Raw genomic sequence first — 15,176 nt, forward strand, 5'->3', positions numbered from 1 at the left:
CGCGCGCCTGGCTGATGCTTGGGATAGCGGCGAGCAGCAGGGCTGCGGCGGTGAGGCTTTTCAAGTGCATAGTCGTCTCCTTGACGGCGGTTGTAGTAGTGCGGTGTGCCCGATCAGTGCCAGCGGCGGAAGATCAGTGAGGTATTGACCCCACCAAAGGCAAAATTGTTGTTCATAACGAACTCATTGTTCATCTGCCGCGGTTCGCCGCGCAGGTAGTCGAGCTCGGCGCACAGCGGGTCGATATGGTCGAGGTTGAGGGTATGGATATAGCGGTCGCTGTTGAGCATTTCGATGCTAAACCACGACTCCAGTGCCCCACACGCGCCCAAGGTGTGACCCAGGTAGCTCTTTTGCGAGCTGATGGCCATGCCCGAGCCAAACAGGCTGGCGGTGGCGTGGGTTTCGGCGATATCGCCTTGTTCGGTGGCAGTGCCATGGCCGTTGACATAGCCAATGGCGTGCGGCTCGAGGTTGGCATCTTGCAGGGCCAGTTCCATGGCCCCGCGCATGGTCACCTGTTCCGGTTTGGTCGCGTGCTGGCCATCGGCGTTGCAGCCAAAGCCGACGATCTCGGCGTAAATCGTCGCGCCACGGGCCTTGGCGTGTTCCAGTTCTTCCAGCACCAACATGCCAGCGCCTTCACCAATTACCAGGCCGTCGCGGCCAGCGTCATACGGGCGGGGCGAGGTGTGTGGTGCATCGTTTTTCAGGCTGGTGGCGTACAGCGCATCAAACACCATGGCTTCGGTTGGGCACAGTTCTTCGGCGCCACCGGCGAGCATCATCGGCAGGCGGCCAAACTTGATCGCTTCATAGGCATAACCGATGCCTTGGCTGCCGCTGGTGCAGGCGCTGGAGGTGGGAATCAGGCGGCCTTTCAGGCCAAAGAAGATGCTGATATTGGCTGCCGTGGTGTGCGGCATCATGCGGATATAGGAGTTGGCATTCAGGCCGTCGGCCACCGAGTTAAGCAGCATATTGCCGAAGGCTTTGATCTCTTCGGTACTGCCGGTGGACGAGCCGCAGGCCACCCCCATGCGACCGTCGCGAATGCTCTCATCGCCCAGCAGGCCAGCGTTGGCCAGGGCTTTTTCCGCAGCGAGCACCACCAGCCGCGACACACGGCCCATGCTGCGCAGCTGTTTGCGGTTCCAGGTTTTCGGCACCACGAAATCGTCGACGGGGCCAGCCAGGCGCGTGTTCAGTTCGGCGAAGCGGTCCCACTCATGCATGCGGCGAATACCGCTGCGGTTAGCGATAAAGTTCGCTTCAATGCTGGCCCAGTCGCTGCCCAGGGATGTGATGCCGGCCATGCCGGTAACGACCACACGTTTCATCAGCACAGGCCTCCGTTGACTGCGATTACCTGGCGGGTGATGTAGGCCGCTTCGTCCGACATCAAAAAGTTAACCGCGCCAGCCACTTCTTCCGGGGTGCCCATACGCTGGGCGGGGATCATCTTCAGCATTTCTTCAATCGGCAGATCGTCATCCAGCATGGCGGTGTCGATCAAGCCTGGCGCCACGCAGTTAACCGTGATTTTGCGTTTGCCCAGCTCGATGGCCAAGGCCTTCGCCGCGCCAATAACACCGGCTTTCGAGGCGCTGTAATTGACCTGGCCACGGTTGCCGATCAGCCCGGAAACCGAGGTGATGCAGACAATACGCCCGGCTTTGCGCCGACGAACCATCGGCATGACCAGCGGATGGAGGATGTTGTAAAAACCGTCGAGGTTGGTGCGGATCACCACGTCCCAGTCATCTTCGCTCAACGCTGGAAAGGCGCCGTCGCGGGTCAGACCAGCGTTGCAGATCACGCCGTAATAAGCGCCGTTGGCGTCCACATCGGCCTCGAGAATTTCCCGGCAAGCGGCACGGTCGGCCACATCAAACTGCAGAATGCGCGCCTGTTGGCCGAGCGCAACAACCTCTGCCTGCACGGCTTCGGCTTCGGCGCGGCCGCTGCGGCAATGCAGCACCAGGTCAAAGCCCGCGCGGGCCAGACGCAGGGCGATGGCGCGGCCGATGCCACGGCTGGAGCCGGTTACCAGAATGGTGTCAGTCATGTGCAGGTTCTTCCAAATAGCTGGCCACGTGCGGCGGGCGGAATACGTTAAGGCGCGCTTCGGCACGAATGCCGGGGCCGGTCAGGTGGCATTCGAACACGCCCATGCCGTTGTCGTCTTGCAGAGAACGGATGGCGTGAATCTGCAACTCGGCGCCCAAGGGAAAGGTCTCGACATTGCATTGGTAATTGCGCGTGCCAAGCAAAAAGCCCAGCTCCACCGGCAGGCCGGCAACGCGGGCATGGCAGCCGGCGTAGGCAGCGACGCTTTGCGCCATCAACTCAATGCCGACCCAGGCCGGCATGCTGCCGTCTGCCTGATTAAATAGGCCACCGGCACGAATGTGCAAACGGGTGGTGATTTCTTCTTCGGCGTAACTGAGCACTTCGTCGACCAGAATCATGTCGCCGGCGTGGGGCACCAGTTCGGCAATCGGCCAGATATTCATGGGTGCACCTGGCCTGGCGCGGCTGAGCCCAGAATCAGGCTGATGTTATTGCCGCCAAAGGCGAAGGAGTTGCTCATCATGCGGTACGGGCCTTGGCCGTTGAGGTGGGTGTTGGCGTCAGTCAAATGAAGCGCAGGCAGTTGTGGATCGCGCTGGCCATCCCACACATGGGGCGGCAGGCGCTTGGCTGCGAGGCTTAGCCAGCAGAACGCCGCTTCCAGTGCGCCGGCAGCGCCGAGGGTATGACCGGTCATGGCCTTGCTTGATGAGCAGGGCACACCTTCAGGAAACACCGCAGCGACGGCCAGGCTTTCCATGGCGTCGTTATGCTGGGTGGCGGTGCCGTGCAGGTTTAGGTAGCTGATATCGGTGGCTTGCAGTCCAGCGTGCGCCAGCGCTAGGCGCATCACCTGTTCGGCGCCGCGGCCTTCAGGGTCGGGTGCGGAAATATGGTGGGCGTCGGAGTTGGCGGCGGCGCCTAGCAAGGCAATTGGCGCAGGTTCTTTACTCATCAGGAAGAGCACGGCGGCTTCACCGATATTGATACCGGTACGGTTGGCCGAAAACGGCTTGCAGCGTTCATCCGACAGCGCTTCCAGCGAGCCAAAACCGTTAAGGGTCAACTGGCACAGCGAGTCGACACCGCCACACAGCACCGCATCGCATAACCCGCTGTCAAGCAAACGCCGCGCGCTCAGCAGGGCACGGGCGCTGGAGGTGCAGGCGGTGGAAATCACATAGGTGGGGCCGGCGAGGTTGAGCTGCGCGGCGAGAAATTCAGCCGGCGCTGCCAGTTCCTGTTGGCCGTAGTTGTAGCTGGCCGGGAATTCGCCGCTGTGCAGAAAACGCGCTATTCCTTGGGTGGCTTCATCGATGCCGGAGGTACTGGTGCCCAGCACAATGCCGATGCGCGTGCGGCCGTAGCCGGCAATGGCCTGCTGGATATCGGCGTCGATCTGCTGCGCCGCCGCCAGCAGCAACTGATTGTTGCGGGTGGCCTGGGCGGTACTCATGGCCGCCAGCGGTGGCAATTGGGCCTGTACGGCGCCCACGGGCAACAGACGCCCAGGCACCCAGCCGGCTTGCACCTGCATGCCGCTGGTATCGCCAGCAAACAGACGCTCGCTAACCTGATGTTTGTCGTTGCCCAGGGCGCACAGCAGGCCCAGGGCATTGAGGTAGGCAGTCATGGCAACATCTCGACGCGGTAGTCAGCCGCTTGGGTTTTAAGCTGAAAGTTCTCTGGCTGTTGGTAGATCACCTGCCAACGGGTTTCGTCGCCATCACGTAACCAACGTTGCGCGCCATGCTGCTGCCAGTAGGCGCCGGGGTAATGTGCCGGCACTTGCTCAGCTGGGGTCAAGGCGAACAGCAAGGCGGCGAACAGTTCGCGCGCCTCGGGGTTGGGCGGCAGCAGGCCGTCATTCTGCCATTGCTGGGCGGTCAGCAGTTGTCGGGCCACGGGAATGCCCATGGGGTCCATCAGCGACCAACGCAGCGCCGCGCCTTCCTGCTGTATGACCAGTAGCCAATCTTGAGTTTGCCCGGCCTGCTCGCGCTGCACATGCAATTGCAGTGGCAGTTGCAGCGTGGGCGGCGTCTCGGGCAGCGGCGTGTGCTGGGCGCAGGCACTCAGCACGAGCAGCAAAAATAGCGGCAGCAGACGACGCATCAGCTCGCGCTCAACGGTTTACGCACGGCCGCGTTAACCAGGGTTTCATTACGCTGGCCCACCGGTTTGGCTTTAACCAACTTCCAGCGTTCGAGCAAACCAAAGTCTTTGGAACGGCTCCACCAGAGGTACGGGTAGGAGACATTCTGTGGGCCAAACTCAAAGCCCTGCTGGCGCAACATCTCGAGATACTGCTCGGCCGTGCGTTGCACATGCATGGGGTGGCGGAACAGCCAGCGGATTACCCAGGTGTCGATATAAAACTGCGTCGACTCGGCAAACAGCAGCCAGCCGCCCGGTTTTAACACGCGCCAAAACTCGGCCAGCGCCTGCTCCTGCTCGACCAAGTGATGGAAGGTCTGGTGGCAGAAAATGACGTCGACGCTGGCATCAGCCAATTGAATTGCCGCGCAGTCGCTGCTGAGCAAGTGCACCGGCAAACCTTCGCGCTCGGCCTCGGCCTGGCTCATTTCCAGGCTATGCGGGTCGGCGTCCAGCCCCAGCAGTTGCGCGGGCGCAAAGGCGTTGTGCAACAAGCGAAAGGACTTGCCCTGACCGCAGCCGGCATCCAGTAGCACCGCGCCCTCAGGCAACGGCTGGCCGAGCAACTGTTTCAGGTCATTGATTGCCACGCGCAGCACATGGTGTTGCCACACATGGCTTTGCAGAAACCAGAAGCCGAAGCGGGTTTCCTCGACGTACTTATGGCCTGCCGGGTTATGCGGCACGGGGGGCATCGGTGCGTTCATGGACATCCTTTCCTAGCAAATCACGAAGTGGCGCACAGCTCGGCCAGCACCCGCAGGCGGCGCTTGGGCTCGGCGACGTAGGGGTTTTTCAGGTCCCAGGCGTAGCCGGCGAGAATCGAGCTGATCATGCGGCGGATCTCCGGCGAGGCGTTCTCGTGGTAGATCACATCCTGGAAGCTTTCGTCGTACCAGCCTTCTACATACGCGCGGAAGGCATCAACGCCACGTTTCAGCGGTACGGCAAACTCGGTTTGCCAGTCCACACTTTCGCCATTGAGCTGACGGTCGAGCAGATTGGCCGCCATGCTGGCCGAGCGCATGGCAATGGTGACGCCGGAAGAGAACACCGGGTCGAGGAATTCCGCCGCGTTGCCGAGCAAGGCAAAGCCCTGGCCGTGCAGGGTTTTAACGTTGGCCGAATAACCGCCAAGGCTGCGTACCGGGGTGTCCCATTGGGCGTTTTTAATCAGGTTGCCCAGGCTTGGCGTCTCGGCGATAAAACTGCGCAGGGCGGCTTCCATCTCTTCCGGGCGGCCCTGGTAGCGCTCAGCCGAGGCAACCACGCCCATGGAGCAGCGGCCGTTGCTGAACGGGATCAGCCAGAACCACACATCACGCATGGCTGGGTGCGTGGTGACCAGAATCTTCTCGCGGTCAAACGCCGCATCGTCAATGCGGTCTTCAATATGGGTAAACAGCGCTTGGCGTACCGGGAAGGCCGATGGCGCTTCCAGGTCGAGCAGGCGTGGCAGCACCCGGCCATAGCCGCTGGCATCAAGAACAAAGTCGGCTTCTACGCGGTACTCGCTGCCGTCCAGGCGGCGCACAGTGGCGGTCGGTTTGCCGCTGAAATCGGTGGCGATAATTTCTTCTTCGTAGCGAATTTCCACGCCCTGCAATTCGGCCTGGTCGGCCAGCAGTTTATCGAAGGTGGCGCGTTGTACCTGGAAGGTCCAACCCTTGCCTTCGGTGAATTTTTCGCGGAAATCGAAGTGCGTACGGCGCTCGCCCCAGGCAAACGCTGCGCCGTTTTTACGCTGAAAGCCGGCGGCTTCTACCGCTTCGAGCATGCCCGCTTCTTCAACAAAGTCCAGGCAGTGGCTGAGCAGGCTTTCGCCAATGGAGAAGCGCGGGAACTGCTGACGTTCGATGATCAACACGTCGTGCCCTTTGCGTTTCAGCAGGGCGGCGGCGATGGCGCCCGATGGGCCTGCACCGATGACCAGTACGCGGCGCTGTTCCAATTCAAGCGACACCATGGGGACTCCTTGTGGCGGACTGTTGCGAAGTAAGACGGGGTTTGCCCACCGCCAGCAAAGCTGGCAGCAGGGTAGAAAACAGGCTCATCAGCAGCAGGCTGAAATAGGTCAGGGCGTCGATCAGTTGCAGTTGCAGCAACAGATTGAGGAACACCACTTCGGTCAGGCCACGGATATTAAGCAGCACACTTTCCGACCATTTCAGCCGGTTGCTGGCGGCAGGCATGGCCCAGTGCAGGCCCAGCCAGCTGCCAAACATTTTGCTAACCACTGGCAGCAGCAACAGGGCGCCGAGGTTGAGCCAGGAATAGCTGTCGCCGATGCCGTGGAAATCCACGCGCAACACACCGCAGGTGAGAATCAGCGGAATCGCCAGGCCGTTGAGCAATAGCTTCCACGGGCGCGCTGGCAGCGGCAGCACAAAGGGCTGTTTCAGCCAGGCCAGGCAGAGCATATAGCCGATGCCAAATACCAAACCGTTGAGCTTGAGCTGCTGGAAGGTGAGCATCAGGGCAAAGAACGGCAGGCTGTAAAACAGCGCATGGCGCAGGCGTAACAGCTTGTGCAACAGCAGCGGTAGTCCGGCGGCAAGTACCGGCCACAGCAAGGTGTGCGGGTCGGCCGTACCTTGTGCCAGGCCAAACAGGCTCCAGCACATCAGGTCCATCAGAATCGCGGCGTGCAGCAGGCGTTTGATGCCCTCAGGCGGGTACTGGATGTTTTGCAGGTAGAGAAACAACACCGGAATGGCCGTGATGGAAAACAGCAAGCCAATGCCGATTGCGCTTAGCCAACTGCGCTCACCGGGCAGTATCCACAGTGCTGCCGCGAGGCCAGCCAGCAGCGGCACGAGAAAACTCGGCAAGGCGATTTTCAGACTGGCGGGGCTCAGTTCCAGGTCCACTACATCGCTGAGGATATAACCCAGCAGCAGAGCGAAACTGAGGTTGTACAGCAGGCTCAGCCAGGTCGGCGCCAGCAACTCTTTGGCGCTCAATTGCAGGTGCGGCTCTACGCCGTACAGCAGCAGTGCCGGAATGGCCAGGCTGGCCACCAACAACTGGCCAACAATAGGAATAATCCGCTGTCGCCCGATCAAGGCCACCAGGCCATACACGGCCAGGGCCACCAACCAAAATCCAATCACGTTCACGCGTGTTCTCCTTCTATGTTTTCTGCGCTGTGCGCATCGCCCGCCCAGGGCGATAACAGAAAACTAAACGTCAGACCGATACTGATGGTCAGGCCAAAGTTACTCACTGCTGGCGTGCTGGAAAGCGCTAACAGACCAAATGACAGCCAGGTCGTCAGCGCCGACAGCAAGGTGCCGAGCAGGCTGGTGGCAGCGCCGCCCACCCGTTCGCGCATGATGATGGCGTAATCCACACCAATGGCCGTGACCAAGAGCAAGCCAAACAGACTGAACAAGGTCAGCGGCTGCCCCAGCCAACCGAGGCTAGCCATACTCGCCAACGCCGCCAGCAAGGAAATGGCCAGTACCCGCGCTGCACCTTTGGCGCCGAAGGGCAGACAGAGCAGGAAAAAAATCAGCAAACACGAGGCCAACTTCAGTTCGGCGGCGCTTACTTGGGTGGCGGCGAACAAGCGGTTCAACTGGCCCAAACGGTCCACCAGTTTTACTCCGGGCACGCCATCGGCCTGCGCGGCCAATAGCTCGGCGTCGCTTAGGCCTTGCAAGCTGATCATGCCGGCGACCTCGCCGTTACCCGCATCGCCCAGCCACAAACTGCGCCAGGGTTCGCCAAGGGTGCCCGCCAGGCTTTGTTCAATCGTGCGGTTAGGCAGCGCCTGTAATTGGCGCACTTCTTCGTCAAGCATTTGCGGGGTAACGCCAAGCGCCTGCAAGGCTTCGCTGGCGGCCGGCAAGCGGCCTAAGGACGCGCGCAGGCTGTCCTGTTCGGAAGCCGGCGCGACCAGTTGGCTCAAGGCCATATAGCTTTTCAGCGTGCCGGCGGCGATCAGTTTATCCAGGCGTTGGCTAAGCACCTGCTGGCGCTGTAACAACTGCTCTTCGTCTTTGCCGCGCACCAGGTAAAACTGGCTGGTGGGCTGAAAGCCGATGATTTTGCTGATGGCCTGCGACTGTTGCAGCAGTGCAGGCGGCGTACTGGCCCACTGGCGCAAGTCATCTTTGCGCGACAGTTGCAGTACTCCGGCCACACAAAAGGCCAGAAAGATCAGCAGCAACCACGGTGTGCCGATGCGCTTGAGCAGTGCGCTGCGCCAGGCCAGCAAACGTGTGGCCAGGCCATAGGGTTTGGCCCACGGCACGATCTGCACCTTGCCGAGCAACGCCGGCAGCAGGCATACCGCGCACAGGTAGGAACCGAGCAAACCGGCGGAGGAGAAAATCGCCACCTGGCTCAAGGCTGGGAATGGCGTGAAAGCCAACGCCAGGTAACCAATCACATTGGTGGCCAGGCCCAGGGTCAAACCGAGAAAGGTAGCGCGCAGGGCGTTCCAGCTATTCCACGGTTGCAGGGTCCAGCTTTTCGATAGCAGGTGCAGCGGGTAATCGATGGCCACGCCAATCAGGCTGGCGCCCAGCACCAGGGTCAGCACATGGATGTTGCCGAATACGGCGACCGTGGCCGTCAGCCCGGCGAGCACGCCAATGGCGGCTGGCAGCAGGGCCAGCAACACGCGCATACGGCGAAAGGCGATCAGCATCAGCAGCAAGGCGCCAGCGCTGGAAATACTGCCCATCACACTGATTTCAGACGTAGCCTGGCGTTGGCCGTGCGCCGAGTACAGCAGGCCGCTGGTGGCGAGCAGTTCGCCGCCCTGCGCTTCAATGTCCTGGCGCGCCTTGGCCACCAGGTTTTCCACGGTTAACGGCAGATTGCCGTCAAAGGCATCGCCGCTGGTGCGCGCGCGTAGCAGTGCCCAGGTTTTGCCTTCGCTCTCGGCCAACAGCGCGCCGCCGAGGTCGACCTGCACGTTGTGCCCACGCGGCAGGTTTTTTTCGATCAATGCGCCCAGGCCCAACCAATCCTGCTCGGTGCTGATCAGGCCTTGGCTGCGAAAGGGGTCGAACAGGTCTTGTACGCGGCGTTCAATAAAGGCCTTTGGGTCTTGCTGCAACAACTGGCGATCGGCTGTGCCAAGCAGCGCCAGGCGACTATCGAGCAATTGTTGGCGTAAGGCGGGCAGGTCGTAGGCGACCTGCCACTGGACCTTTTCAAACAGTTTTTCTTGCTGCCACTGGGAGCCGATAACGGCGGCTTGGCTTAGTGCTTGTTGCCGATCGGCAAAGCTGATCAGCACCACCAACTCGCGATTGAGCGGTTCCTGAATAATTTTTTCCGCGCGCTGTTCCAGCAGGTCTGGCGTGTCGCTGGGCACCAGTTCCAACAGGTTGGCGGAAATCGGTGCGCCCGCGCGCCATTGCCAGGCGGTGAGCGCCAACAAGGCCACCAAGGCGACGGTAAAGAGCCGTGGGCCCCAGTGCTCAATCCGCGAAAGCATGACGGTCCGTGTCACTGAGTTGGCCATCGGCTTTGCTGTCGCTTAGGCGCAGCAACGTGCTGTCGCCCTGGGTTTCGCGAAGTTCAATGCGCTGCACCAAGGCGCCGCCTTGAATCTGGATGGCGCTGAAAATCTGTTTGAGCAGCAGGCTTTTTGGCGTGAGGTCGAGGGTCCAGTTATCGGCGGCGCCGGACAGGCTTAAATCGAAGTCCTGACGCAGGCCGCTGCTATCGCCCTTGAGCACAGCGAGAAACAAGCGGTTCTGCTGGGCGCTGGCGCTTTGTTGCGCCACCGGCTGCCAGCCTTGAGGTGTGCGTTTGGCAATGCCCGCACCGTCGATGCGGTAGCTCTGTTGCAATGGCTTTTCCAACAACCACAGCAGGCCCAGGTCTTTGCTCAGCACAAATTGACCGGTGCTGGTCAGCGGCTTGGGCAGGGCGCGCAGGTGTTTTTCCTGAATAAACGGGCCGCGTACCACGGCCGGCTTGCTCAACTGCGCTGCCAGTTGGTCGAGGTCAAAGGCCTGGGCAAATGGTGCCAGCAGTAGGGTCAAGACCAGTGCGGCTAAACGCTTCATGCGATTGCCCGCTCAATCGCGGCCACAAACACCTGGGGCGAAGCCAGCTGCATTTCCAGGCTGGCGATTTCCACCGCTACCTGCACGGTGCTGGCGCGGGTCATGCGCTCGCCCGTTACTGCATCGGTAATCAGGTAATTGATCTTCAGGCGGTTCTCCCATTCCACCAAGTCGGCGCGCACGGTCAGGCGCTGACCAAACTTGGCGCCGCGCATATAGCGCAGCTGCATATCAATGATGGGCCAGGCGTAACCGGCATCGCGCATCTGCGCGTAGTTATGGTCGACTTTGTCCAGCAGGGCGCAGCGCGCCACCTCGAGGTACTTGACGTAGTGGCCGTGCCAGACCACTTCCATCATGTCGACGTCAAAGAACGGCACGAGGATTTCCACCTCAGCCTGGATTACCCCATTACCGCGCATGGGCGTTACTCCGTTTGGTGCGCGCAGCCCACCCTACAAGAGCAAATGCGGTCCGGCCGCAGGGTGTGCTGTGCGCACCCGCAATTGGCTTAGGCATACAGGCTCCAGTGGCGGGCGCGGATGCGGGTCAGGCATAGGCGCAGTTCGCGTTCCAGGGCGCGGTCTTCGATCACCGGCGGGAAGTCTTCGCTCAGTTGCTGGTGCATGTCGGCCAAGGGTTGCGGCAACGCGCGAGCTTCGGCTTCCAGGCCGCGCAGGTAGACGCCCTGGTTAGCGGCGATCAAGGTCGCGGCAGCAACCTGTTCGGTCAGTTCCAGGCTGCGCAGGGCGTCGCGGGCGGCGATGGTGCCCATGCTGACTTTGTCTTGGTTATGGCATTCGGTGGAGCGCGAGAACACGCTGGCCGGCATGCTGTTTTTCAGTGCCTCGGCGGTCCAAGCGCTGGCGCCGATCTGCACGGCTTTAAAGCCATGGTTGATCATTGCCGTATGGGCCGGGGCGCCGGACAGGTTGCTCGGCAGACCATGGTTGTAGCGGGTGTCGACCAGCAGGGCGAGCTGGCGGTCGAGCAGGTCGGCGACGTTGGCGACGAGGTTTTTCAAACCGTCCATGGCAAAGGCGATATGCCCGCCGTAGAAGTGGCCGCCGTGCAGCACGCGCTCGGCTTCGGCGTCGATAATCGGGTTGTCGTTGGCGCTGTTCAGTTCAATTTCGATGAACTGGCGCAGCCAGCCCAGGCTGTCGGCCAATACGCCGAGCACATGGGGGGCGCAGCGCAGCGAGTAGCGGTCTTGCAGGCGATGCAGCGGCGCAGTCGGGGCGTTGATGGCCAAGTCTTGACGAATCCACGCCGCGACCTGGTTCTGCCCTGGGTGCGGTTTGGCGGCGAACAGGCGCTCGTCAAAGTGCTCGGGGTTGCCTTGCAGGGCGACGACGTTGAGCGCGGTGATACGCGTGGCCAGCTGCAGCAGGTAGTCGGCGCGCGAATAGGCCAGGCACGCCAGGCCAGTCATCACTGCGGTGCCATTCATCAAGGCCAGGGCTTCTTTCGGGCGCAGGGTCAGCGGCTGCCAATCGAGCTCGGCATGCACATCGGCAGCGCTACGCACTTCACCTTTGTACAGCACGTCACGCACTCCGGTGAGGGTGGCGGCGACGTAGGAGAGTGGGGTGAGGTCGCCGCTGGCGCCCACCGAACCTTCTTCCGGAATCAGCGGCAATACGTCGTGGTCGAGGAAGGCTTGCAGGCGTTCCAGCAGTTCCACGCGTACACCGGAAACCCCCTGGCACAGCGACTGCAAACGGGCGGCGAGCACCGCGCGGGTCGCCACCGGGTCAAGCAATTTGCCCAGGCCGCAACCATGAAAGGTGAACAAGTGCTGGGGCAGCGCTTCCACATGCTCCAACGGCACGGCCACGACGCAGGAGTCGCCGTAGCCGGTGGTCACGCCATAGATCACGCCTTCTTTGTCCAGCAGCGAGTCGAGGAACTGCGCACCTTTGGCAATCCGCTGGCGAAACGCCGCGTCGCTTTGCAGGGCGGTGGGGCTGCTCTGTTCGGCCAGGCTGACCACTTGCTCGATGCTAAGCGGTTGGGCGCCGAACACCACGGTGGAGGCGTGCGTGTTAGTCATGGTGAGTCCAGAAAGGGAAGAAGTTGAACCATTGCGTGGGCGCTTGCAGGCAGTAGTGCTGCAGGCGCTCGGCGTAACGTTGGGCGTGCTGTTGAATCACCTGTTCGCGGTCACTGCGGCGCCACTCGATGCGCTCGGCAAACGGCTCCAAAGTGACCTGGTAACGGCCGTTGATTTTCAGGCAGAACAGCAAATTGATTGGGCATTGCAACAACCCGGCCAGCAGCCAAGGGCCTTGCGGCAGATCCGCCGGCTGGCCGAGAAAATTTACCCGCGCGCGGCGGGCACCGTGCAGCGGCACGCGGTCGCCGGCAATCGCCAACCACTCGCCGCGCTCCAGGCGCTGGCTGAGTTGCAGCATGATGCCAGCGTCCAACTCGCTGACTTGAATCAGGCGTAAATGGGCGGCGCCGGCCTGGTTCAGCAGGCGGTTAAATTGCTCGGCGTGCTTGGTATGCACCAGCACATTCATCTGCACTTTTTCGCCCAGCTCGGCCAAGGCGCGGCACACCTCAAGGTTGCCCAGGTGCGCGCCCACGAGCATTTGCCCGCGCTGCTCGCGGTGCAATTTGCCGCGCAGATCGGCGGCGTCATTGAGGGTGACTTGTTCAAGGCCCAGGCGGCCATTCCACACATCGAGCTTGTCCAGCAGGGTGTCGGCAAAGGCCATAAATTGCGCAAATACCGAGCGGCGTGTGGGCGCCAGTTCCGCGCGGCCGCTCCAGGTGGCCAGGCGTTGTTGGTACTCGTGCACGCTGCGGCGGGCGGTGCCGCCGGCGACATAAAAATACAGAACGATCAGGTGCAGCAGCGGGCTTAAAACACGCCGGCCGAGGGTGCGCGCCAGCCAGGCGGTAAAGCTCATCAGCAGGTAACTGCCGCGCTCGTTGTGCTTGGCCCAATGCCCGCTGTTGCTCATCGCCACCACCGTTTGAAGAGGATGGCGGGCGAGCGCCAGAGCATGCCGAAGAACAGCTTGGCGTGCATTTTTGAGATCAGCGCGTTGTCCAGAAACAGGCGGAAATGCGACAGGCCGTCTTGCGGGTAGAGCACCTTTACCGGCAGCCACTGCATGGCCTGATTACGCCAGCTCAGGCGCACCAGAATTTCCACGTCAAAGTCCATGCGCTTGCCGATATCCACCGTGTTTATCAACGCCAATGTGGGCGCCAGCGGGTACACCCGAAAGCCGCACATGGAATCGCGGATTTGCAGCGACAGGCTGTTTATCCACACCCACACATGGGTGAGGTAACGCGCATACAAGCGGCCCTTGGGCACGCTGTGGTCGTACTCGGGGTAGCCGCAAATCAGGGTGTGCGGTTGCGCGCGCGAGCACTGCAAAAACGCCGGCACATTGCTCAGGTCATGCTGGCCATCGGCGTCCACTTGCAGGGCATGGCTAAAGCCTTGTTTCGCCGCTTCCCTTAGCCCGGCCATCACCGCGCCGCCTTTGCCCTGGTTGACGGGCAAGTGCACCACATAGGTGTCGCCGCTTTCCCCGAGCTGGTCGATCACCACGGTGCATGCCGGACTCGACGCATCGTTGACCAATACGCAGGGCAAACCGGTAGCGCGCAACGCATCGACCACCGCCGGCAAGGCGTGCTCGTGGTTGTACACCGGGATCACCGCGCAGGGCTTAAAGACCTCAGCCATGGGCCACCGCCGCCTGCAACAAAATGCGCCCCGACGAGCACGCGGCCTCGCCATTGCGGTAGCTGAAATACAACTTGCCGCGTTCGGCGTCAAAGCGCAGATGCAGCTGCAAACGGTCGCCAGGACGGGCCAGTTGCTGGAACTTCAGCACTTCCATGCCGGCAAAGCGTGGCGGCAGTTTCATCAGATTACGGGCCAGGGTTTGCGCCCAATCAACTTGCACCACGCCAGGCAGAATCGGCGTTTTCGGGAAGTGGCCGCTAAAGTGCGCGAGGTCCAATGGCACGTCCAACTCCAGGGCCCACTCGCCATCGGTCTGCACCTGGCTAACCACTTCCGGCAGCAAGGTGCGTGGCGCGTAAAGCACCTGTTCCAGCAGCGCTTGCGGCAGTTTGCCTTGGGCGTTGAGCGGCAGGTGACGCACCAGACGCCAACGGCGCGGCAGGGCCAGGGCAATGCAGTGCGGGCTCAGGTGCTGGCGCAGGCTGTCGGTGACGGTGCGTCGCCCTTGATTGCGCAGCGCATGCAGGCCCGCCTCATTGAGGGCGACCAAGGCGCCGAGGTAGGCGCGTTTGTCTTGCACCACGCCAAAGCGCGCATCGGCCACCCACGGGTGCTGGGCCAGGGCCTGCTCAAGCATGGGCAGGGAGATACGGTTTTCTTCCAGCTTAACGATGCGGTCCAGGCGTCCGAGCAATTCAAAGCGGCCATCGGCCAGCAGATTCGCGCCATCGGCGGTCTGCTCGGTGTAGTCAGCAGGTAGATAGGGCGAGCGGATAAACAGCGCGCCCTGGTCATTTAGCCCGAGCTGCACATCGGCAAACGGCTGCCATAGCGAACCACCCTGACGCCACGCGATACCGCCGGTTTCCGAGCTGCCGAAAATCTCCGTCGGCACTTGGCCAAGCAACTCGCCCAACTGCGCGGCGGTTTCCGCTGGCAGCGCGCCGCCGGAAGAAAACACCCGGCGCACACGGCCCAAGGCCTGCCAGTCGAGGTTCTCGCCCATGCGCTTAAGCAGCGCCGGGCTGGCGATCCAGGCGAAGTTGGCCTGTTGCAGGCTCCAGCGTTGCAAGTCTTCGGGGAACGGTTGGGCACGGCGCACAAACACGCGTCCGGCGCACAGTGGCCACAGCACGCGAAAACGCAAACCGTAGATATGTTGCGCGGCCACGCTACCGATAATCACCGCATCGCCT

At 61.8% G+C, this 15,176-nt stretch carries 15 protein-coding genes; all 15 read right to left on the reverse strand.

Features of this window, described 5'->3' with window-relative positions; translation table 11 throughout:
* Nucleotides 1–113: 113 nt before the first annotated feature.
* Nucleotides 114–1,340, reverse strand: a complete 1,227-nt coding sequence (locus AAAB16_RS04930) for a beta-ketoacyl-ACP synthase (RefSeq protein ID WP_340662338.1) — start codon at nucleotides 1,338–1,340, stop codon at nucleotides 114–116.
* Nucleotides 1,340–2,068 (reverse strand): 3-oxoacyl-ACP reductase FabG, encoded by a 729-nt coding sequence (gene fabG / locus AAAB16_RS04935; RefSeq protein WP_340662339.1) that lies wholly within the window; start codon nucleotides 2,066–2,068, stop codon nucleotides 1,340–1,342. Before fabG ends, AAAB16_RS04930 begins: the two co-directional genes overlap by 1 nt.
* Nucleotides 2,061–2,516, reverse strand: coding sequence for a hotdog family protein (locus AAAB16_RS04940; RefSeq protein WP_340662340.1), 456 nt, complete (start codon nucleotides 2,514–2,516; stop codon nucleotides 2,061–2,063). The genes fabG and AAAB16_RS04940 overlap by 8 nt, the downstream gene beginning before the upstream one ends.
* Complete coding sequence (locus AAAB16_RS04945) at nucleotides 2,513–3,706, reverse strand: beta-ketoacyl-[acyl-carrier-protein] synthase family protein (RefSeq protein WP_340662341.1); 1,194 nt, start codon at nucleotides 3,704–3,706, stop codon at nucleotides 2,513–2,515. The genes AAAB16_RS04940 and AAAB16_RS04945 overlap by 4 nt, the downstream gene beginning before the upstream one ends.
* Nucleotides 3,703–4,188 carry a DUF3261 domain-containing protein gene (locus AAAB16_RS04950; protein ID WP_340662342.1) on the reverse strand — a complete coding sequence of 162 codons (486 nt, stop codon included), beginning with the start codon at nucleotides 4,186–4,188 and terminating at the stop codon, nucleotides 3,703–3,705. Before AAAB16_RS04950 ends, AAAB16_RS04945 begins: the two co-directional genes overlap by 4 nt.
* A complete protein-coding gene (locus AAAB16_RS04955; protein WP_340662343.1) occupies nucleotides 4,188–4,937 on the reverse strand; it encodes a methyltransferase domain-containing protein in 750 nt (249 codons plus the stop codon). The genes AAAB16_RS04950 and AAAB16_RS04955 overlap by 1 nt, the downstream gene beginning before the upstream one ends.
* 20 nt (nucleotides 4,938–4,957) lie before the next feature.
* On the reverse strand, nucleotides 4,958–6,196 hold the full coding sequence (locus AAAB16_RS04960) for an NAD(P)/FAD-dependent oxidoreductase (RefSeq protein ID WP_340662344.1): 1,239 nt from the start codon (nucleotides 6,194–6,196) through the stop codon (nucleotides 4,958–4,960).
* Nucleotides 6,183–7,349, reverse strand: a complete 1,167-nt coding sequence (locus AAAB16_RS04965) for a sodium:proton antiporter (protein WP_340662345.1) — start codon at nucleotides 7,347–7,349, stop codon at nucleotides 6,183–6,185. Before AAAB16_RS04965 ends, AAAB16_RS04960 begins: the two co-directional genes overlap by 14 nt.
* The gene (locus tag AAAB16_RS04970) at nucleotides 7,346–9,685 is read right to left on the reverse strand and encodes a hypothetical protein (RefSeq protein WP_340662346.1); all 2,340 of its coding nucleotides are present in this window, start codon (nucleotides 9,683–9,685) and stop codon (nucleotides 7,346–7,348) included. Before AAAB16_RS04970 ends, AAAB16_RS04965 begins: the two co-directional genes overlap by 4 nt.
* On the reverse strand, nucleotides 9,669–10,262 hold the full coding sequence (locus AAAB16_RS04975; protein WP_340662347.1) for an outer membrane lipoprotein carrier protein LolA: 594 nt from the start codon (nucleotides 10,260–10,262) through the stop codon (nucleotides 9,669–9,671). The genes AAAB16_RS04970 and AAAB16_RS04975 overlap by 17 nt, the downstream gene beginning before the upstream one ends.
* Nucleotides 10,259–10,684 (reverse strand): acyl-CoA thioesterase, encoded by a 426-nt coding sequence (locus tag AAAB16_RS04980; RefSeq protein WP_340662348.1) that lies wholly within the window; start codon nucleotides 10,682–10,684, stop codon nucleotides 10,259–10,261. Before AAAB16_RS04980 ends, AAAB16_RS04975 begins: the two co-directional genes overlap by 4 nt.
* Nucleotides 10,685–10,773: 89 nt before the next feature.
* Nucleotides 10,774–12,318: an aromatic amino acid ammonia-lyase gene (locus AAAB16_RS04985; protein ID WP_340662349.1), complete on the reverse strand. Its 1,545-nt coding sequence runs from the start codon at nucleotides 12,316–12,318 to the stop codon at nucleotides 10,774–10,776.
* A complete protein-coding gene (locus tag AAAB16_RS04990; protein WP_340662350.1) occupies nucleotides 12,311–13,237 on the reverse strand; it encodes a glycosyl transferase in 927 nt (308 codons plus the stop codon). The genes AAAB16_RS04985 and AAAB16_RS04990 overlap by 8 nt, the downstream gene beginning before the upstream one ends.
* On the reverse strand, nucleotides 13,234–13,977 hold the full coding sequence (locus tag AAAB16_RS04995; RefSeq protein ID WP_340662351.1) for a glycosyltransferase family 2 protein: 744 nt from the start codon (nucleotides 13,975–13,977) through the stop codon (nucleotides 13,234–13,236). Before AAAB16_RS04995 ends, AAAB16_RS04990 begins: the two co-directional genes overlap by 4 nt.
* On the reverse strand, nucleotides 13,970–15,176 hold a 1,207-nt coding region (locus AAAB16_RS05000), incomplete at its 5' end, for an AMP-binding protein (RefSeq protein ID WP_340662352.1). The genes AAAB16_RS04995 and AAAB16_RS05000, both read right to left, overlap by 8 nt.

This window comes from Pseudomonas sp. (genome assembly GCF_037994325.1).
GTDB lineage: Bacteria > Pseudomonadota > Gammaproteobacteria > Pseudomonadales > Pseudomonadaceae > Aquipseudomonas.